Genomic DNA, 17739 nt, shown 5'->3' on the forward strand with positions numbered 1-17739 from the left:
TAGGCATCGATAACAGATGACCATCACTCGCCTCCCCGCCATGACTTGTTGTCAGTCGGTTTATTTGTGTTTTCCGCGTAACGCTTTGCAGCGTCTGCCTGATCGATATTGACGAAGTGACCATTCTTCCAGCCCATGTAAAACGTCTTTGGCTGCCCAGACCGGTATTTGCCCACGATGATTTCAGCGATGCCTTTCATGTTGCTGCGTTCGTCGTAAATTTCATCTCGGTAAGGGAAAATAATCACGTCTGCATCCTGCTCAATGGAGCTGGAGTCCTTCAGGTCACCCAATCCGGGACGCTTATCAAGGCGTGACTCAACGCCGCGGTTAAGCTGGGATAGAAGGATTACGGGAACCTTGTTTCGAAGACAGAACTGTTTTAGCTTGCTGGTGATGTCGCCGATGGCGATGTCGTTACGCTCTGCCTTGGATTTCTTCATCAGGCCGAGGTAGTCAATCGTCAGGAGGCTAAGGCCGCCGTCCATGTTCATGCGCTCAGCGTGAGCAATGATTTCGTCTACCGTGAATGACCCGTCGATAACGTAGTTGTCCTCGTCCATCAGGGTGCCGGTAGCCGCTGTCAGTCTGGTGTATTGCTCATCCAGCATGTTCAGTGGGTTACGCAGCGAACCAACCGACAGCCCAGCTCGGTCAGCAACGTGGCGTTCGACCACCTGCATGTCAGACATTTCCATCGACACCAACAGCCCTTTCCCCTTCTGCCGGCCAATTGAGTTACCGATGTTGATTGCCAGTTCAGTCTTACCCATGCCCGGGCGACCGGCTACGATGATCAGGTCTGTTCGGTCGAAGCCGCCGTACTCATCATCCATCGCATCAATGCCAGTTTTCAGGTACATGCCAGACTCAGCACCTTTCATGCGTTTCTCCAGCACTTCCATGTAATCGTCCAGCATGTCGCCAATTCTCCGCGGTAAACGGTCGTTGGTTTCAAACTGAAGCTTGGAAAGCATCCCTGATACTTCTGCCAGACGTTCACCCAAATCATGCGTTGATGCGCCCCGGAGTAGCTCAGCTGCTTTGAGTAGTTCAGCCTCACCCTGTCGCAGCATCCAGCACTGGCGAACACGCTTAGCCCATGCCTTGATGTTTGCCGCGGAACGGCAGCGAGTAGCCACTTCAAGTACGAAGTCTTTCGTCTCCGCAGGAACGCTGCTCTGCACGGTGAACATGTCTGTCGGCTCGGCTTTGCTCAGCAGAGCGACGATGACGGTGTACATGCGGCGAAGGTGAAAGTTTTCAAAGGCTTCGGCAGGAAGTTTCCCGGCGATGTCTCGGCAGTCGATGTGATCGCCTTTCACGATCATCGAGCCTACGAGTAGCTCCTCGAATTCATAACTCTCCATGTCAAACCTCCTGACTGATGATTTTGTCGATAATCCGCTGAGTCAGCGCGGTGTCTATCCCGTACTTCCTTCCGGCTGGGTTATCGCCCATGGCATACGGAGATGGTTCATAACCGAACTCAATGTAACCGTTGATGAACGTGTCGATGTCAGCTGGCGATCGTTTGGTCTGCTTGCAGTGCAGCAGGTGGGATTCATACAGGCGCTTAATGCCTTTCTCGGTGGAAATGCTGATGCTGGTGATGCGTGGCAGTCCGTGCTTCTTGGCTTTGCAGTTCCAGGTGTCTTGGAAACGTTCACGGTCGAATGTGAATTTTGATGCTGCCTGTTTTTTGGGTTTGGTTTCTTCCTGCTCGACCAAACTCCCCTCTGGGGATTTAGGGGTAGTTTCTTTTATCTTTTGTATATTGTCTTTTGTGGTTAGCAACTTCTGCTTAGTTTCAGAAGCAACTTCTGCTAAGGTTTTCTTAGCAGGTTTAGCTAATGTTTTGCAGAACCCGTTAACCTTTGTTTTCCACTCGGCGACATTGGTGTTCATGCCAACCTTTCTGCCTTCCTGAAGAAGGACTTTCTTATTGATAAGCAAGTTCTTAGCAGTAGAACAATGCGTGTGATGCTTGCCTACCATTCCCTCTAACTGCTCGTTGCTGATCCAATCCATTTTTTTGCTGTAGCCGTATGTCTTCCGCCACACAGCGAGAAGAATACACAGCTCTGTTTCGCTCAATCCTGAGGCCATAGCAGCATCCAGCAGATCGTTAGCCACCCGAGTGAACCCATCCTCAAGTTGTGCCACGCGAGTCTCCATAACCTCAGGAGAGGTGGTTACTAGCTGTAAATGTCTAGCTGCGTTGCCCATTCTTCACCCCTGCTTTAGCCAGTCTGAAACAACCAATAAACCTTTCAGCGAACGGCTTGTTTGTGGCGGCTGCCATTACGATTGGATCGGGTGAGTCTGGATAACGCCGCTCCTCTTCTTGCTTGAGTTTTCTGCTCTTTTGCATATAATGACTCCTGTGAATATGAACAGTTATTTGCAACTACGCCTCGAAGTGTTCCAAGCACTCCGGGGCGTTTTCTTTTGTGAGTAACCGCGCTACTGACTTAGCCAGCTTCGACAATTCCTCGTCCTCTACTCCCCATTCCAAAACTGCCAGGAGCATTCCCATCTTGGGGATCATCGTTTCTTTCCATCTGGTGATTTGTGACTCGTTAACGCCTACTGCTTTTGCGACTGCTCGCTGACCACGAATAGCTATGCCATTCATAATCTTGCTTGTTATTTCATTCGCTTTATTGCGAGTGCTTGCAATGTCCATGCGTGATACTTCCGTTGTTGGTTAGTTGTGAGTTTGCGTGATCAGCCCGTGGGGATGACCACAGTTAGATTTGGTATTTTTGACTTCGCTTTGCAGCGACGTAGGACGAATGTCCATTGTGAAAAGAGCGGTGTTGCTATGCTGCTGTAGCTCGCACCTGTGCGAACACTAAATTCTCTTTTGTTACCGGATCTAAAGCGGTGAATTCTTTAGTTGCCGCTTCAATCTGTTTCGCTTTGCCGGGGGAGGCGCGACGAAATCCATATGCGATTTGATCTAGGTAACCAACTGAGGTATTTGCGAGGATTGCAAGTTTTGACCACTGGTCAGAACTTGCTTCCTTTCTCCATCGGAGCAAATCGTTGTTCATGGTCTTGTCCTCTTGGTTATTTCAAAGACAAGTTTATCGTTATGATAAATTTACTGCAACTGATATTTATCAATTTGCATATTTATCACACTGCTAAATAGTGTGAGAATTGGCACATGGAAACTAAAGACATCAGGCGAGCAAATCTTGCAGCCTTACTAAAAGAGCATCTAGCTAATAACCCTAAATCTACGAGGGCTGACTTTGCAGTTCTAAGTGGACTGGCTCCGGCTCAGTTGAGCCAGTTAACGGGAGAGAATTCTTTCCGAAACATTGGGGGTAACTTAGCGAGAAAGATTGAATCATCTTTGAACCTGCCAAATGGGTGGCTGGATACACTGCAAGAAGATGCAGGGGTTACATCTAATGTCTCATTTGCCGGTTCATATGCTCCTGGAAACAAATACCCTGTTATTAGCAAGGTTCAAGCTGGAGCGTGGAGTGAAGCTGTAGAGTCTTACTCCATGAAAGACATAGATCTATGGCTAGAATCAGACGCTCATATTCAAGGGGATGCTTTTTGGCTTGAGGTGGATGGGGATTCTATGACTTCGCCTGCAGGTCTTAGCATCCCAGAAGGGACATTTGTTCTTTTTGACACAGGCCGCGATCCGGCAAATGGCAACCTAGTGATCGCCAAACTCACAGATTCGAATGAGGCGACGTTCAAGAAGTTGGTTATTGATGGTGCGCAATGGTATCTGAAAGGGTTGAATCCAGTCTGGCCGCTTGTTCCCATTAATGGAAACTGCAGAATCATAGGTGTTGCCGTAGAAACTAAGCTACGCCTGCTTTAGCTTTGGGCTGGTTAAGGTGAGAGGTCGCAGAGATGCGGCCTTTTTTATTGGATGGAATTACAGATGTGAAAAAACACAGCATAAGCTGATCTTTTAATTGAAGTTTTTATGTGGTGTCGATATTATCCCGAGGTTATATGGTTATTTCTTGATCGCCATATATAGGACGGCCCCAACAGGTATGAACTGTCAGGGCCAATTTGAAAACAGGTACTAGTTGCTTTCTTGAGATCTCACCGCTGAGAGTATCCCATGAGAGATCCCATGTAAAGTAGCCTGTGCCTATTGTTTATAGGTACTTTGCATGTCTTATATTTGTAAGAAGAATCACCGATACAACCCTATGTTTAGCGTTCTTCCGGAAAATCAGGGGAATACTGGACGCCATAAATGCCCCGGCTGCGCTTTCGAGCTGGCTATGCTGAACAAGGCAAAAGGTATTCCAGCTTCCAATGAAGATTCGGTTCTAGCTGAGCTGCCTAGCAGTCAAGCTGGAGAGGTTCGCCACAAGGATGCATTCGAAGCTTATAAAATGGCTTATCAGTACTAACAGCAAGAAATCTAACAACCCGGCCACTGCGCCGGGTTTTTTGTGCCTGAATCCCTACCCGGTCGCCACCCAATAGACAGTATAAACGATTGAATATAATCCACACGTAGGGAAAACGCCCCGTTTTGGGTGTCAATAGGTCACCACCCTGATCTCTGCTCATGTGATAGCCCACAGGCCATTTTTTTAATTACGAAAACAAAATAACTTAAGTCAAATTTACGCCATAGGCTATCGTTAACTAAGGAGTAACCCTCCTGTTCCGAGCTAAATTTTTTGTGATGTTTCACTAGCCCTCTTCCTGAGGGCTTTTTTATGCCTAGTGGTACCTTTTGTACTGCTCCTCAGCAAATTTGATAGTGCCTTTCCTAGCGTCAATGTTTTTGATGCAGACTTTTAGCTCTCCATTGATGCTATCAAAATCCTGAGCGTGGATACCTTGCTCTACCTTAGAGAACTCATTCATCAATGCATCATTCGTATCGGTAATGCAGTCAATTTGCTGTTTTAAAAATTTAAACTCCATCCACTGTACACCGTAGATCGATGTTGGGATGCCTATAACCAGTCCGATTACCCAGATAATTAACCGCCCTCTCATGCTCATAAAACCTCTCATCCACGTCGTGGTAAAGGCGATATCGACAAGAGGAAGGATTTCTGCAGCGAAATTACCGTAATTTACAATGACCCAGAAAGCAAAATCCCACCTAAGTGAGCTCGTTTGACAGCCAGAAAAGCCGAAATTATATTTTCGTTGCAAGACAGCAGCCGGCCAAGTACCTAGAGGTGGAATGTGCTGGCTGGTTTGCTTCTTACCTATCTAATCAGGGTATCCCTCTCTATTCTCACTGCAAAGATTTCGTTATATTATCTTCCAATATTCACTTTATCTTACATTTACAGCAATGGATCTGCGATGCGCTATGCGCTGTTCGCCATACTCTTAGTTCTGCTCATACTGATTTTTTTAATGGCCGGTAGTGACGAGATACATCACGCCTTGAAAATGCATGCACATTGGGTCTTGGGGCACTGTGAGCGCTAACCTTTGGCGTGAGTTACGGTTTGGAAAAACAATGGATAGGTGACTGATGGAGGGCAAATGTCTGTTTACTCAATAATTGGCTTAGTTCTAATGATTTGGGCATTACCTACCCTAGTTTTTGCTATCTACAGAAAAGACCGAGATCAGATAATCCGTGCCAGTAGAGTTACATGCATAGCAGTTCTCATTATTGCGATTGGATATGTTGGGCACTGACTGAAAGCCTAGGTGGTGAGGTCGCAGAGATGCGGCCTTTTACTCCTGCGGTTTTTTGGTGCTCCTGCACTTTTTCATTGCTCCTGCGGTTTTTTGGTGCTCCTGCACTTTTTCATTGCTCCTGCATGCTCAGCGTGATAGTTTCTGATGACAAAACACTCAGCGGGGAAGATCATGGCAACGGATATTCAGAAAATTTTGGACAACCATTCAAAGGTTGTTGAAGAAGGTTATATTTATACTGGTGAACTGAAATATAGAAGCTATGCAGTAACAACATTGCGTGGTGGCGTTGGTAAATCAACGCTGTCATTTAATTTGTCTTTCGAGATATCCCGCAAACACTCATTGCTGATTGCTGACTTGTGCGCACAGACAAATCTAACTGAAAATATTCTACGCGGCTCTGAGCACCGAGTGAATATTCTAAATGCGCTTCAGCCTGCGCTGCTAGGTTCTGCATTCGGTGACGTTCCAGATGATATTTCATACAAAGTGAGTAGCTATTGCGATTCATTTAAAGGCGGCAAACCGGCATACATCATCCCAGGAAGCGCGGAATTATTTGCATTCCCATCAACCCTTTATCAACAATTACAAATAGCGAACGCGCAAAATAATGCTAAGGCAGTAAATAATCTTCTGGAAATCCTTCACAAAGTGCTAGAAAAAGAAGCAAAAGAGAAGAATCTCGATAAGATCATAATGGATACTAGTCCATTCTATGCAGGTGGAACCCATTTAGCTTGGTGTGCCGCTGATGCTGTAATTATCCCTGTCCGGGTTGATGAGCACTCTATTGAGTCGTTACAACTTACATTAGATCTTCTCTCGAATACTAATAAAGACTTTAAAATATGGGATGAAAGAGCAGGAGGGAGAAGGACGCCAAAAGTTGCTGCAATAGTAATGACAATGGCTGGAGCCAAAAGTCAGAAAAAATTCACACCTGACAGCGCGTCTCGGATGTATATAGAACGAGCCTTAGCAATAGCAGAAAAATTCCCACAGCTTTTTGATTTTGATGATCCGAGAGACGCTTTTGTCATTACAGATGACTTTATGTCTACAGGGCGCATAAGTGGGGCAAAAAGCATTCCAATCGCTGAGTTAAAGGTTAACTCATTCCACTCAGTTGAAGGGAAAAGACTGCAAGTCAACAGCTCAGCTGACCGTTATAAAAAAGAATTAAAATATCTAGTAAGTGTCCTATAACTCTATCCTACCAACCCGGCCACCGAGCCGGGTTTTTTGTGCCTGTAATCCGCTAAACACCCCCTCCACCACCAATTCACCACACCTTTATGCAGGTGCGATGAGGCACGCCTGAAGGAAAATAAATAAATTATCAATTTAATCAAAATGATAATCCCAAAAGACAAATAATTTATCATTTTGCTATTGCCATTAATTTATCATTTCGATAAAGTTATCCCATCGAAACGAAACGACCCGCTCGATACGCTCTTTGAACAACGGTGAGGATCACCTACGTGGCCGCAAGGCCAATTAATACCAAAGCGTGACTTTTGGGATGAGATGAATGCACCAGGCATTTCACCACCAAAACTCACACAGGAGGTTTTATGACACGCAGAACGCAATTCACTGGCACAGCAGATAGTCGTCGTCGTGAAGCTCGCAAGCACTTACAGGCGCTGCCAGTTAATGACTTCTCTACCGGTCTGGATGCATCACCGGCAGCACCTAGCAAAGCTGAGCTGACCTGCAAACGTAAGCCAGCGATGAGAGCGGTAGTGGCGACCATCACCACTACTACGAAGCATTACCCGAGTGCAGACAATATGTGCCTTCCGCAAGTGGCCGTCTTTGCAGCCGGGTACCGTAAATCTGAAGTAATTACTGCACGCTAATAGCGAAGAGGCGCGTTACTTTTTGATGTTGTACTTTGTGATGCTTTTCTCGCTAATTTTATAAAGACCCTTCCTTTTAATTTTCACTCCGCTCTTACCAACAACTGTAGCCACCAATGTGCTGCAACGAACTGAGTGCCCATTGTCTATTACGAGACTAATCACATCAGAAGGCTCCATAACTTCAATGGTGCCGTCCTTTTTATTCATGCCCGGAGGGACTAAGTGGAAAGCCGCTTTGCCAGAAGTTTTCCTAGTTATTTTTACTGGATAAAGCACATCGCCACTTTCATGGATAAGTTCTAATTCATCGAGATAAGTCATGATTTTCTCCTTGGGTTGATGGACGTGAATCTACAAATCGGTGGTAGGCAACGCAAGATTAAATTAACGGGAAAATGAATATAGCCTGCCAGAGTGTGTATCTGTATGTATTTAAATGATTTATCTGTGCTATGCCGGCCAAAAGAAATGCACCTTATTTTCGCCGCCGGTCATCGCAGCGATAAATACGAGCATCCATATCACGTTATTAAGGGGTGAGAGAGACATGAAAAACTGGAAAAAATGCAGCGAAGAAATGCCGCCAAAAGACAGATTGATTCTGCTTTGGGTGGATGGAGATTACGAGTTCGGGTTCTTGCGTGATGATGACTACCACATCTTCACTGATGGCAAATTGAAGAAGCGTTATGAGCCGCAGGAAGTAACGCACTGGCTTCTTGCCATGCCTCCAGCCTAACCCCCACCCCGCATCACATAACTAACTGAGACTACCGATATGAACTCTACTGAGTTAGCGAAAATTCTTGAAGAACACAAGGTCTGGGTAACGTCGCTTCGTGAAAACGGATCACGTGCCGAACTGTACGGTGCCGACCTGCGCGATGCCAACCTGCGCGGTGCCAACCTGCGCGATGCCGACCTGCGCGGTGCCAACCTGCGCGATGCCGACCTGTGCGGTGCCAACCTGTGCGGTGCCAACCTGCGCGATGCCAACCTGCGCGATGCCAACCTGCGCGGTGCCGACCTGTGCGGTGCCAACCTGTGCGGTGCCGACCTGTGCGGTGCCAACCTGCGCGATGCCGACCTGTGCGGTGCCAACCTGTGCGGTGCCGACCTGCGCGATGCCGACCTGCCTGATCTAACCTACGTGATTATGGGTGAAGAGTACTACCTGCAAATCAGCAATGGCGAATATATCAAAGCCGGTTGCCAGAACCACACAGCAGAAAAGTGGCGGTCATTCACTAAACGTGAAATTGCAGAAATGGATGGCAAACGGGCACTGAAATTCTACCCTCGGCTACTGAAGATTATCGACTTCTATCTGGGCGAAGGTGCTCACCCTGAATGGCTGAAAGAACCTGAATCAGCAGAAGTAGAATAACCCCTTCGTAACACCCCACCGGAGTCATCCCCATGAAGCTGTTCAACACTTTAACCGGTGAGCACCTTGACGTTTCTAGGGTGGCTAACGGTTACGAATACGTAATTAAAAATGAAGCAGAACGTTCATCTGTTCGAATGAACCATGAGCAGTATGAGAAGTTCTTGCGTAAATCTGAAATTGAGAGAGTTGAGGAGGAAGTATGAGTGAGTGGATTAAATATTCAGAACGCAAGCCCGAGGTGCGTGGTGTTTATCTTTGGCGCATGGCAAGCCGCGCAGTTAAAGGCATTAACGTGATATCCAGATCTGAATTCAGGCTGCGCGGTGCGGGGCATGAAGACGTTTTGTCTCCTTCATTTGATTATTGGAACGGGTATTCGGTAACCGTTCCGGGCGAATTACAGTGGCGAGAGGATGATGGTTTGCTTCCAGATATCTCATTCGAATTTTTGCCGAAAATACACCAATGCCCTTTCTGTAAAACCACCCCATCGATTAAGGCATTTGAGTGGAACAACGGATGCAGATTGAACCCTGAACCGTACATCCTCAATCAATTCCAACTGAAATGTTGTAAATGGATTGCAAAAGTCACGTTCGACAGCCCGGTGAAAGCCATTGAGGAGTGGAATGCAATCGTCTCGAAGTGAGCCCCTTCCTGCTGCGCATTCACTGAGTGCGCATCGTGATAAGCGCCCTTATCAACTTAATGCTGTGAACCACTTCGCCCTGTCACCCCGCAGGGCTTTTTTATAACTGGAGATAACCATGTCATTAGCAGAATTAACTTTCGACTGTTCAACCGTTGCCATTGAAGCCGTTCGTTATGGCACAACACGCGTGGTGGCTGACGGTGTGGACGTAGACGACTTGATGTCTCAAATAAAGGCCGGGGGCGAGCTGGATGCCGCACTGGATTCGGTCGGAGAGAGCGATGTAATTACTTGGCTAGAAGAGAATGGATACACAGTTACCAGTAATGACGATGCCGCCTAACCGCGGCTTTTTTAATGGATGCAAAAGCCAGTTCAAGAGCTGGCTTCTTCATCACTTAAATCAACTAAACGGAGTATCAGATGACAGATTCAAAATACGAAATTGTGCCGGAGAAGTTGTTTGATTTCTCCGCTGGAGTTTATTGCGGTGTCCTGATGCCGGAATCAGTAATGAAGAAACTCGCAAAATTACAGGCCTCATACCTTCAGGATGTTCAGCGACTGCTTACAGAACACAAGTCTGAGCTTTATCCATCTTCATGGACTTTGTATTACCCAGAGGGCAAGCAGACTAGCGTCTACTACGCCGAAACGGGAAGTGCAGTTGGAGTTGGCGATATAGAGCGCCGCATTAAGCACGCAACGTTGGCACACAAACCAACACTGCGCCCATTAGTTTTCAAAGCAAATTCTATGGATGAAGCCAAAGAAATGGCTGAGTCGCACTACGAAGAAACTCACATTTAATTAAACCGGAGTATCCCATGCAATATTCAATTGCCGGGGCTTCCTGCATGGGACGCCCTTTTGACGCTTTCAAATCCATTCAGCATCACCCTTCAAACTGCCTGACATCTGCGAGCTTCACCCCGCCACCGCACAAAAGCTGGCTCGACCGCTTGGTTGATTTTCTTCGCTCTCCGGGGAATCCGTTATGAATATAACTTTTGAATGCGCCGACGTGAAGATTTCTGGCGGCACTATGGGTCGCGGCGTGAAGATTGAAGTTGAAGGCGCTGAATTGCACTACACGCTACCAGACAAAGAGATGTTGGCCTTCATGGATGAGGCAAACATTCGCGAGTTCATGGAGTCTCGCGGTCATCTTGTGGTGATGAGGCAGGAGGATGCGGCATGACCTGGACTAATTATGACTACCTGCGAGATCAGCGTGAAGATGAGGATTTCGCGATAGAGCATGCGGAATTGAATGGCGCGACCGAATTTTTCACAGATGAAATGGCACAGCTCGAAGCCATTGCCGATCACCGAACCATTAATCAAGTAAAGAGGATAATGGAGGCACAGCGTGGATTTAAATAAATTTGATGAACCATTCGCTGCCGAAGATATTGAGTGGCGAGTGCAGCAATGCGGCGTTACTGCAAATGGAAAGCCTTGGGCTATGGTTCTGGCCTATGTGACCAATCGGGCGATCATGAAACGCCTTGATGAAGTCTGCGGCAAAGCAGGATGGCGGAATGAATTTACTGCCGCTCCTGACTCGGGCGTGATGTGCGGTATTTCCGTGAAAGTAGATGACGAGTGGATCACCAAGTGGGACGCAGCAGAAAACACGCAGGTTGAGGCAGTTAAAGGCGGCATGTCAGGAGCTATGAAACGCGCAGCCGTACAATGGGGTATCGGCAGATACCTGTACATGCTGGAGGAAGGATTCGCCGAAGTTAGCACTGAAAAGCGTAATGGATGGAATCGTGCAAAGACTAAGGAAGGTAAACAGATTTTCTGGATGCCGCCGAAACTCCCCTCCTGGGCGCTTCCATCTTTAGCGGAAACGGCGCAGCCACAACAAACTCAGGAAAGAATCCCAGATGAAATACTCAAGGACTTCACAAGCCAAGCCTCAGATTGTCAGAACGTTGAAGAACTTAAAGGGATTTACACGCCAGCATGGAATGCATTAGCAACATCACCCGAACATCAAACTAAGTGCGTTGAAGTATTCAAAACGCGCGGAACCGAACTAAAGAAGGCGGCATAAATGGCGAATAGCGGAATAAACAAAGTGATTTTAGTCGGCCGACTGGGGGATGACCCCACCATCCGTTACATGCCCAACGGCGGCGCGGTTGCCAACATGACGCTGGCAACCTCCGAAAGCTGGCGTGACAAAGCCACCGGCGAGCAGAAAGAAAAAACGGAATGGCATCGCGTAATTCTGTTTGGAAAGCTGGCGGAGATAGCTGGTGAATACCTAAAGAAAGGGTCTCAGGTCTACATTGAAGGGAAACTGAACACACGGAAGTGGACAGATCAGGCAGGCGTCGAGAAATACACCACAGAGATTCACGTCAATGTCAGCGGCACGATGCAGATGCTCGGAGGCAAAGCAGATGGCAGTAGGCCTGCACACAGCGGCACTCAGCAATCACGTCCAGCGCAGCAAAGCCAACCGGCAGCCCAGAACAACGAGCCACCAATGGATTTCGACGACGACATTCCGTTCTAAACCTCCCGTTCACTTAAATCACATAGCCGATCCCTGCTAGGGGTTCGGCTATAAAAAATTCACAGGAAACCATATGAACATCTTTCTCGACATCGAAACAATCCCATCCCAAGACGAAGCTTTTAAGCAGAAAATTGCCGATTCCATCACCGCGCCCGGACAATACAAAAAACTTGAAAGCATCAGGGAGTGGTTGGACGCAAATCGCGAATCCGCAGCCGAAGAGGAATGGCGTAAAACAAGCTTTGATGGAGGTCGCGGTCAAATCTGCGTTATCTCAGTAGCCGCAGGAGACTCTCCGGTAGAAACCTTCTACAGCGAAGACTGGGCGAATTCTGAGCCACAAATCATCGCTGGCTTGTTCGACTTCCTGAATCGCAATTACGACCCATCACGGAATATCCCACCGACGTTCATCGGGCATAACGTCGTGGCTTTCGATTTACGCTTCATATTCCAACGGGCCGCCGTTCTTGGTATTGCACCGCCCCGCTTCATTCCATTCAGCGCACGCCCTTGGGATAAGTCAGTTTTCGACACGATGATCCAATGGGCTGGGCATAACGGTCGCGTCAGCCTGGATAAGCTTTGCGAGGTGCTGAACCTGCCAAGAAAAGGCAGCGAGATAGGCGAAGAGATTGACGGAAGCATGGTTTGGGATTTCGTCCGCGACGGGAAAATCGCTCAGGTAGCCAAGTACTGCGAAGGCGACGTTGATCGTGTGCGTGAAATCTTCAAGCGTCTGACATTCTCCAGCGCAGCCTGAAACTTTTCAGCCAAGGATGGCAGCCTAACCCTCTTTCAAGGAACACATTATGAGTGAAGTAAAACGCTATGAAGCAGAATCTGACCCACAAGACGGGCCATGTTCAATATGGATGGAAGAATCCGCAGAAGGCGCGTACGTCACATACTCGGACTATCAGAAACTGGTGGCAGATGCAGATAAATCTCTTAATGAAAATCTGCGCTTAAAGGAAAAGATTCACGCTCATGAGCTTTATATTCGCGCTCTTGAAGTTGAAAGAAAAGCCTTTGAGAAGTCCAGCGAGACTATTCATAACTTGGTGGCTGAAAATTCTGCCCTGCTTAAGTTCATCAAAGATGATTGTTTTGTCTATACGAGAGATATCGGTGAGCCAAGTGATGCTAATGATTTCAAACCAGAAACGCCAGTAACCGAAGCAGCTATATCTGATATTAAGGCACAAGGTGTGGATGATCTTGTGGCAAGAAGAACAGCGGCAGCACGCATAGCAATGGAGCATAACGATAAAGCTAATTCTGTGGCACTAAGCGGCGAAGCGGCACGCGCTGCTATGTTTGCTGACGATCTGCGCGCTGGTAGGAAGGGATGATGATCGCTTATGAAGCAAGTCTAAGAGCGCTGGTTATTTCATTGCGCGGGCGCATGAACGCTATGGCTGAGTATTCTCTTTGCGATGAAGAACGCCGAGATTGGAATCTCTGCTCTGCTCAGGTTGATGCTTTAGAGGCTGAAATATCTTCTCTGGTGAAGGAGCAACCTCATGACTGAGACAACCAAACTAAAACGCAGACCAAGCATCACCGATCACCTTACTGATGAATACATAGCGTGCTGCTTTGGTAACACTAATTTCGGTCGAACAGACTACCGCAACCTTTTGGCTCATAGCGTACTTAAAAAGGCTTGTGACAGTCACTGTGGTCACACCATTACATGCATCATGAAACAGATGGGGTTGATCACCAGGGTTGCTGAAGTGCCTACAAAGCTTGGCAAACAGTTCCTTATTGATTGCTACTACCGTGCGGAGATATGCGTATGACTGATACAACAGATATATCGGCGCTGCGTGAGCAAGCCGAAACAGCGAAAGTTTGCGGCGGCATGTTCGCAATCTCCGGTGAGCAAGCGTTATCACTACTCGACCAGCTCGAAGCAGAACGCCAGCGGGCTGATAAGGCCCAGGCTGATATGCAGTTTGAATGTGATGCGCATATCGAAACTGCTGAATCATGGCGTGAATGGAAATTACGAGCAATCACCGCAGAGACAGAAATCGCAGCGCTGAAAGCCCGGCTGGCTAATCCAGTTGTGCTGGGTAGCTCTGATGTTATGAGCCGTAATTTCGCTATCAAAGCAATCATCGCAGCCGGTTTTACGGTTAAGGGGGAGTGATGGCAAAGCTCACTGCAAAAGAAAAGAAATGGGTCGCAGAGGTGCAAGCCGTACTCGACCGATGCCCGTCAAAGCGCATCGGTTTCGCGACAATCGGAGACCCGAATTTAACGCTGTTCGACGTGACGCGCTACAACGAAATTTGCGACGAGTTAGATAAGGGAGGCCGCGACTTCATCCCCTGCGCAGACAAGCTGGGCGCTACATTTGACATGAGCCTAGATTTTCCTAACCCCGTAGAAAGTACAGCAGGATAGCCGCTTAACGCGGTTTTTTTACGCCTGAAATTCGAGGTATCCCCCGATGATCACAGTCAAATTACCCCGCATGCATTTCTACGCGGGTCGAGTAGACACGGATGAATTAAGCCAAATACTCAGACAGGGATTGTGGAGCATGACAGGAGTCGAGCCAGCTGATGTGCGGGTTTCACTGCACGAAGGGACGAACATTCTTGCATCCGGCTGTGATGTCGGGGCGGTGACCAAAATACTGAAGATTGGAGAGAAACATGGCCGATGAAATTGATAACGCAGCAGCATTAGAAGAACTGGAGCGCGAGATTGCCTTGCTCAGCCGCTCACGCGACTTCCTGAGATTTACCGGAAAGTGTCACTACTGCGAGCATCCACTTTTGCGGGGTAACTTCTGTGATTCAGGATGCAGGGATGATTACGAGCTTGAGAAGAAACAGCGGGCACAGCGGAGGCATGCGGCATGAAATACGAAATTATCAAAGGCAGTGAGAAGGATTTTGCATCAGAACGTGATGATGTTTTGGTTATTCATGATCTTATTTCTGGAGATGTAATGGCGGAGAGGCGTTTATCGGCGTGGGATGGGCAAGGCATCCCTCCGGTTGGAGAAGAGGTCAACTTTTGGGTCGATGAGGAAAGCAAGTACCGTAAAGGTGTTGTTGTCTATTCCAGCGAAAAGGGAGCGACGGTAGACATTGGGTATCTGGCATCATCTGGTGAGCATGGAGATTTTGCATTAATAACAGCCGAAGATAGAAAAAGAGAGTTAGCAATTGCTGAGCTTTATAAAATCGGCAGCATAACAATGGATGACGCGAGTGAGCTTTATTCTGCAATATCAGATGGCAAAATCCCGGGTGTAAAACTGGAGTAGCCCATGACTCCCGAAGAGGTCGACAACGCAGCCAGAATCATCGCAAAGAAACTCCTCACCGAACTCCGCAGTAAAGACAACCACCACACTCTCCGTCAGCTACTCGATAAATACGCCAATCAAGCCAAGCCACTTTGTCCATCAGGTCATGAAGTGTGGCTATGGCTTTGCGTTTGGGTTCATCGGGTGGCTGAGGGTAAATAGCAGAGGTAAGCATGGCACTGATCACTCAGTTAACTCCCGCTAAATGGGTAACAGAAGATGTCCTCATTGCAATTACTGGTCTTCGCCCGGGGACGATTAAGCGGGCAAGAGAGAAATCATGGCTACAGGGTCGGGAGTATCTCCACTTCGCTCCTGAAGGTGATCCTAAGCCTAACAGCGAGTGCATGTACAATCATCTTGCTATCGAACAGTGGATTGAGCGTCAGGCCGCAAATCAGCCGGATGCTTTAGTTCGCAAGAAAGCTTAACCTGTTCACCCACTGAAAGCGGAGGTGAGATGTGGCTGAGATAAAATATCCTACCGGAGTAGAAAGCCATGGAGGGTTTCTGCGGGTTTGGTTTATATACAAAAACACGAGAGCAAGGGAATCGCTGGGGGTGCCGGATACGGCGAAGAATAGAAAGGTCGCAGCGGAGCTGAGGGCGTCAGTAGTTTACGCAATTAAAACGGGGAATTTTGATTACCAGAAGCAATTCCCCTCCTCCATTAACTTAAGGAAATTTGGACTTGCATCAAGACAGGTAACCATCGGGGAGCTTTACAAAAAATGGCTGGAATTGAAGGAAGTTGATTTATCGGCGAACAGCCTTGGGCGGTATCGTTCGAGAATGAAGGGAGTCCTTCTAGCTCTTGGTGAGAACATGATTGCCTCATCAATAAGAACAGAGGATTTGATTAGACTTCGCAACTCTCTTCTCACGGGCACTCAGCAACTGGGATGTGGCGTCAAGACAGAGAAAGTTGGAAGGTCAGTAAGAACAGTAAATGGTCAGATGAGCGATCTGGGTGCGGTTCTGAAATTCGGACATGACAATGGTTATTTACCGTCTAACCCAATGGGGAATCTAAAGCCGCTGAGGAAGTCAAAAGCAGAACCCGACCCGGTTACGAGAGATGAGTTCTTGCGGATCATCTCTGTGTGCGGGCACCGGCAAGTGGCTAACTTGTGGTCACTAGCTGTTTACACTGGACTGCGTCATGGGGAGTTGTGCGCCCTCGCTTGGGAGGACATCGATCTGATAGCTGGAACTATCAAGGTTAAACGCAACCTCACAGCGGTTCATGAGTTTACCCCACCGAAAACTAATGCCGGAACGAGAGAAATTCATCTCATTCAACCTGCGATAGATGTTTTGCGTGATCAGGCTGAAATGACCAGGATGGCAGCGAAAACGAGAATTGAAGTTGTGCAGCGTGAGTACGGAAAAAAGGACATCGAAGATTGCACCTTCGTATTTAATCCGCAAATCAGCGCGGTCAACAATCGCAGCGGCACCTACTATTCCGTGTCGTCTATCGGTCAGTCTTGGGATACAGCTTTACGCCGAGCTGGAATCAGACATAGAAAAGCATACCAGTCGCGTCACACTTACGCGTGCTGGTCACTATCTGCCGGAGCGAACCCGAATTTCATAGCGAGCCAAATGGGGCATACATCAGCTCAGATGGTTTACTCGGTTTATGGAACTTGGATGAACGACAACAACGGAGAGCAGATTGCGATGCTCAACCAGAAATTAGGAGAATTTGCCCCATCCATGCCCCACAAGAAGACTGGCTAACCGATTAATTAATTTAAATCATACAGATATACAACCTACACCGACATGTTCATCACATCCTGGTAAGCCGTCACCAGTTTGTTTCTCACCTGAATGCCAAGCTGCAGTGAAATCGAAGATTTCTGCAAATCAACCATCACGTCGTTCAGGCTGACACCGGGAACGCCCATTTCCAGCTTCTCAGATTCCAGTTTTGCGGTGTTTTGCGTCTCACTGATCTTGCCCAATGCCGCTTTTAACTCACTGGCAAAACCCGCTTCAGATGCGGTATCGGTCTGTGGCGTCGCGCCGGCCTGGACAGCAGTGGCCTGCAACTGCTGTAAAACGCTCTCAATGCCTTGAATTGACATGCTTTCTCCGCTTATCACTGTGTCGATGAACAAATGACTTCTTTCATGGAATGACACCCTATCACATCAGTTTTTTCCTAAACGCGGTAATTGAACCTAAAAACCATGGCTTATCGGGCCATTAACTTTGCGTTATGCGGCAAATAATGGCTCACCTAGAAAATAGGCCTGCCTGTATGGAGGA

Annotated in this window: 32 protein-coding genes; 24 read left to right on the forward strand and 8 right to left on the reverse strand. The window is 47.7% G+C overall.

Annotated elements, in window-relative coordinates; all coding sequences use genetic code 11:
* Positions 1 to 23: 23 nt before the first annotated feature.
* The 5 genes from CWS43_RS09960 to CWS43_RS09975 form a co-directional block, all read right to left on the reverse strand.
* Positions 24 to 1370, reverse strand: a complete 1347-nt coding sequence (locus tag CWS43_RS09960) for a replicative DNA helicase (protein WP_101076783.1) — start codon at positions 1368 to 1370, stop codon at positions 24 to 26.
* A gap of 1 nt (position 1371) precedes the next feature.
* Positions 1372 to 2229 carry a replication protein gene (locus CWS43_RS09965; protein WP_101076784.1) on the reverse strand — a complete coding sequence of 286 codons (858 nt, stop codon included), beginning with the start codon at positions 2227 to 2229 and terminating at the stop codon, positions 1372 to 1374.
* The gene (locus CWS43_RS27385) at positions 2213 to 2374 is read right to left on the reverse strand and encodes a hypothetical protein (protein ID WP_198555805.1); all 162 of its coding nucleotides are present in this window, start codon (positions 2372 to 2374) and stop codon (positions 2213 to 2215) included. The genes CWS43_RS09965 and CWS43_RS27385 overlap by 17 nt, the downstream gene beginning before the upstream one ends.
* 36 nt (positions 2375 to 2410) lie before the next feature.
* Positions 2411 to 2689 (reverse strand): CII family transcriptional regulator, encoded by a 279-nt coding sequence (locus CWS43_RS09970; RefSeq protein ID WP_101076785.1) that lies wholly within the window; start codon positions 2687 to 2689, stop codon positions 2411 to 2413.
* Positions 2690 to 2825: 136 nt separating this feature from the next.
* Positions 2826 to 3059 (reverse strand): transcriptional regulator, encoded by a 234-nt coding sequence (locus tag CWS43_RS09975; protein WP_101076786.1) that lies wholly within the window; start codon positions 3057 to 3059, stop codon positions 2826 to 2828.
* A gap of 116 nt (positions 3060 to 3175) precedes the next feature.
* On the opposite strand from CWS43_RS09975, the gene CWS43_RS09980 reads away from it, so the two are divergent.
* Both CWS43_RS09980 and CWS43_RS09985 read left to right on the forward strand, forming a co-directional pair.
* Positions 3176 to 3856 carry a LexA family transcriptional regulator gene (locus tag CWS43_RS09980; RefSeq protein WP_101076787.1) on the forward strand — a complete coding sequence of 227 codons (681 nt, stop codon included), beginning with the start codon at positions 3176 to 3178 and terminating at the stop codon, positions 3854 to 3856.
* A 304-nt stretch (positions 3857 to 4160) separates the two neighbouring features.
* Positions 4161 to 4406, forward strand: coding sequence for a hypothetical protein (locus tag CWS43_RS09985; protein WP_101076788.1), 246 nt, complete (start codon positions 4161 to 4163; stop codon positions 4404 to 4406).
* A gap of 319 nt (positions 4407 to 4725) precedes the next feature.
* Here the strand turns inward: CWS43_RS09985 and CWS43_RS09990 are convergent, their stop codons facing one another.
* Positions 4726 to 5169 (reverse strand): hypothetical protein, encoded by a 444-nt coding sequence (locus CWS43_RS09990; protein ID WP_101076789.1) that lies wholly within the window; start codon positions 5167 to 5169, stop codon positions 4726 to 4728.
* Between the two features lie 675 nt (positions 5170 to 5844).
* Between CWS43_RS09990 and CWS43_RS09995 the strand changes: the two genes are divergently transcribed.
* Together CWS43_RS09995 and CWS43_RS10000 are read left to right on the forward strand one after the other, a co-directional pair.
* The gene (locus CWS43_RS09995) at positions 5845 to 6885 is read left to right on the forward strand and encodes a ParA family protein (RefSeq protein ID WP_101076790.1); all 1041 of its coding nucleotides are present in this window, start codon (positions 5845 to 5847) and stop codon (positions 6883 to 6885) included.
* A 371-nt stretch (positions 6886 to 7256) separates the two neighbouring features.
* Entirely contained in the window at positions 7257 to 7544 is a 288-nt protein-coding gene (locus tag CWS43_RS10000; RefSeq protein ID WP_101076791.1) for a hypothetical protein, read from the forward strand.
* A 15-nt stretch (positions 7545 to 7559) separates the two neighbouring features.
* Here CWS43_RS10000 and CWS43_RS10005 read toward each other — a convergent pair whose 3' ends face one another.
* Positions 7560 to 7868, reverse strand: a complete 309-nt coding sequence (locus CWS43_RS10005; RefSeq protein ID WP_101076792.1) for a transposase — start codon at positions 7866 to 7868, stop codon at positions 7560 to 7562.
* A 226-nt stretch (positions 7869 to 8094) separates the two neighbouring features.
* Here CWS43_RS10005 and CWS43_RS10010 point away from each other — a divergent pair, with 226 nt between their 5' ends.
* The 20 genes from CWS43_RS10010 (at position 8095) to CWS43_RS10110 (ending at position 17205) form a co-directional block, all read left to right on the forward strand.
* Positions 8095 to 8286, forward strand: coding sequence for a DUF551 domain-containing protein (locus CWS43_RS10010; protein ID WP_101076793.1), 192 nt, complete (start codon positions 8095 to 8097; stop codon positions 8284 to 8286).
* A 39-nt stretch (positions 8287 to 8325) separates the two neighbouring features.
* Positions 8326 to 8934, forward strand: a complete 609-nt coding sequence (locus CWS43_RS10015; protein ID WP_101076794.1) for a pentapeptide repeat-containing protein — start codon at positions 8326 to 8328, stop codon at positions 8932 to 8934.
* A gap of 32 nt (positions 8935 to 8966) precedes the next feature.
* Positions 8967 to 9140 carry a hypothetical protein gene (locus CWS43_RS27205; protein WP_157825377.1) on the forward strand — a complete coding sequence of 58 codons (174 nt, stop codon included), beginning with the start codon at positions 8967 to 8969 and terminating at the stop codon, positions 9138 to 9140.
* Positions 9137 to 9586: a hypothetical protein gene (locus CWS43_RS10020; protein ID WP_101076795.1), complete on the forward strand. Its 450-nt coding sequence runs from the start codon at positions 9137 to 9139 to the stop codon at positions 9584 to 9586. Before CWS43_RS27205 ends, CWS43_RS10020 begins: the two co-directional genes overlap by 4 nt.
* Before the next feature lie 118 nt (positions 9587 to 9704).
* Complete coding sequence (locus CWS43_RS10025) at positions 9705 to 9932, forward strand: hypothetical protein (protein ID WP_101076796.1); 228 nt, start codon at positions 9705 to 9707, stop codon at positions 9930 to 9932.
* An 80-nt stretch (positions 9933 to 10012) separates the two neighbouring features.
* Complete coding sequence (locus CWS43_RS10030; RefSeq protein ID WP_232776840.1) at positions 10013 to 10399, forward strand: hypothetical protein; 387 nt, start codon at positions 10013 to 10015, stop codon at positions 10397 to 10399.
* Positions 10400 to 10586: 187 nt separating this feature from the next.
* The gene (locus tag CWS43_RS10035; protein WP_101076797.1) at positions 10587 to 10790 is read left to right on the forward strand and encodes a hypothetical protein; all 204 of its coding nucleotides are present in this window, start codon (positions 10587 to 10589) and stop codon (positions 10788 to 10790) included.
* The gene (locus CWS43_RS10040) at positions 10787 to 10975 is read left to right on the forward strand and encodes a hypothetical protein (RefSeq protein WP_101076798.1); all 189 of its coding nucleotides are present in this window, start codon (positions 10787 to 10789) and stop codon (positions 10973 to 10975) included. Before CWS43_RS10035 ends, CWS43_RS10040 begins: the two co-directional genes overlap by 4 nt.
* The gene (locus tag CWS43_RS10045) at positions 10962 to 11654 is read left to right on the forward strand and encodes a Rad52/Rad22 family DNA repair protein (RefSeq protein ID WP_101076799.1); all 693 of its coding nucleotides are present in this window, start codon (positions 10962 to 10964) and stop codon (positions 11652 to 11654) included. The genes CWS43_RS10040 and CWS43_RS10045 overlap by 14 nt, the downstream gene beginning before the upstream one ends.
* Entirely contained in the window at positions 11655 to 12122 is a 468-nt protein-coding gene (locus CWS43_RS10050) for a single-stranded DNA-binding protein (RefSeq protein WP_101076800.1), read from the forward strand. It begins immediately after the preceding gene.
* A 73-nt stretch (positions 12123 to 12195) separates the two neighbouring features.
* Positions 12196 to 12888 (forward strand): hypothetical protein, encoded by a 693-nt coding sequence (locus tag CWS43_RS10055; protein WP_101076801.1) that lies wholly within the window; start codon positions 12196 to 12198, stop codon positions 12886 to 12888.
* 49 nt (positions 12889 to 12937) lie between these two features.
* Positions 12938 to 13480 (forward strand): hypothetical protein, encoded by a 543-nt coding sequence (locus CWS43_RS10060; RefSeq protein ID WP_101076802.1) that lies wholly within the window; start codon positions 12938 to 12940, stop codon positions 13478 to 13480.
* Complete coding sequence (locus CWS43_RS10065) at positions 13477 to 13659, forward strand: hypothetical protein (RefSeq protein WP_157825378.1); 183 nt, start codon at positions 13477 to 13479, stop codon at positions 13657 to 13659. The genes CWS43_RS10060 and CWS43_RS10065 overlap by 4 nt, the downstream gene beginning before the upstream one ends.
* A complete protein-coding gene (locus CWS43_RS10070; RefSeq protein ID WP_101076804.1) occupies positions 13652 to 13933 on the forward strand; it encodes a hypothetical protein in 282 nt (93 codons plus the stop codon). The genes CWS43_RS10065 and CWS43_RS10070 overlap by 8 nt, the downstream gene beginning before the upstream one ends.
* On the forward strand, positions 13930 to 14286 hold the full coding sequence (locus CWS43_RS10075) for a hypothetical protein (RefSeq protein WP_101076805.1): 357 nt from the start codon (positions 13930 to 13932) through the stop codon (positions 14284 to 14286). Before CWS43_RS10070 ends, CWS43_RS10075 begins: the two co-directional genes overlap by 4 nt.
* The gene (locus CWS43_RS10080; protein WP_101076806.1) at positions 14286 to 14543 is read left to right on the forward strand and encodes a hypothetical protein; all 258 of its coding nucleotides are present in this window, start codon (positions 14286 to 14288) and stop codon (positions 14541 to 14543) included. The genes CWS43_RS10075 and CWS43_RS10080 overlap by 1 nt, the downstream gene beginning before the upstream one ends.
* A 254-nt stretch (positions 14544 to 14797) precedes the next feature.
* Positions 14798 to 15007, forward strand: coding sequence for a hypothetical protein (locus CWS43_RS10090; RefSeq protein WP_101076808.1), 210 nt, complete (start codon positions 14798 to 14800; stop codon positions 15005 to 15007).
* Positions 15004 to 15417, forward strand: a complete 414-nt coding sequence (locus CWS43_RS10095) for a hypothetical protein (protein ID WP_101076809.1) — start codon at positions 15004 to 15006, stop codon at positions 15415 to 15417. The genes CWS43_RS10090 and CWS43_RS10095 overlap by 4 nt, the downstream gene beginning before the upstream one ends.
* A 215-nt stretch (positions 15418 to 15632) precedes the next feature.
* On the forward strand, positions 15633 to 15890 hold the full coding sequence (locus tag CWS43_RS10105) for an excisionase family protein (protein ID WP_101076811.1): 258 nt from the start codon (positions 15633 to 15635) through the stop codon (positions 15888 to 15890).
* A 31-nt stretch (positions 15891 to 15921) separates the two neighbouring features.
* Positions 15922 to 17205: a site-specific integrase gene (locus tag CWS43_RS10110; RefSeq protein WP_101076812.1), complete on the forward strand. Its 1284-nt coding sequence runs from the start codon at positions 15922 to 15924 to the stop codon at positions 17203 to 17205.
* 35 nt (positions 17206 to 17240) lie between these two features.
* Here the strand turns inward: CWS43_RS10110 and fliE are convergent, their stop codons facing one another.
* Positions 17241 to 17555, reverse strand: coding sequence for a flagellar hook-basal body complex protein FliE (gene fliE, locus CWS43_RS10115; RefSeq protein ID WP_101076813.1), 315 nt, complete (start codon positions 17553 to 17555; stop codon positions 17241 to 17243).
* Positions 17556 to 17739 lie beyond the last annotated feature (184 nt).

The organism is Rahnella sp. AA, assembly GCF_002834385.1.
Lineage (GTDB): Bacteria > Pseudomonadota > Gammaproteobacteria > Enterobacterales > Enterobacteriaceae > Rahnella.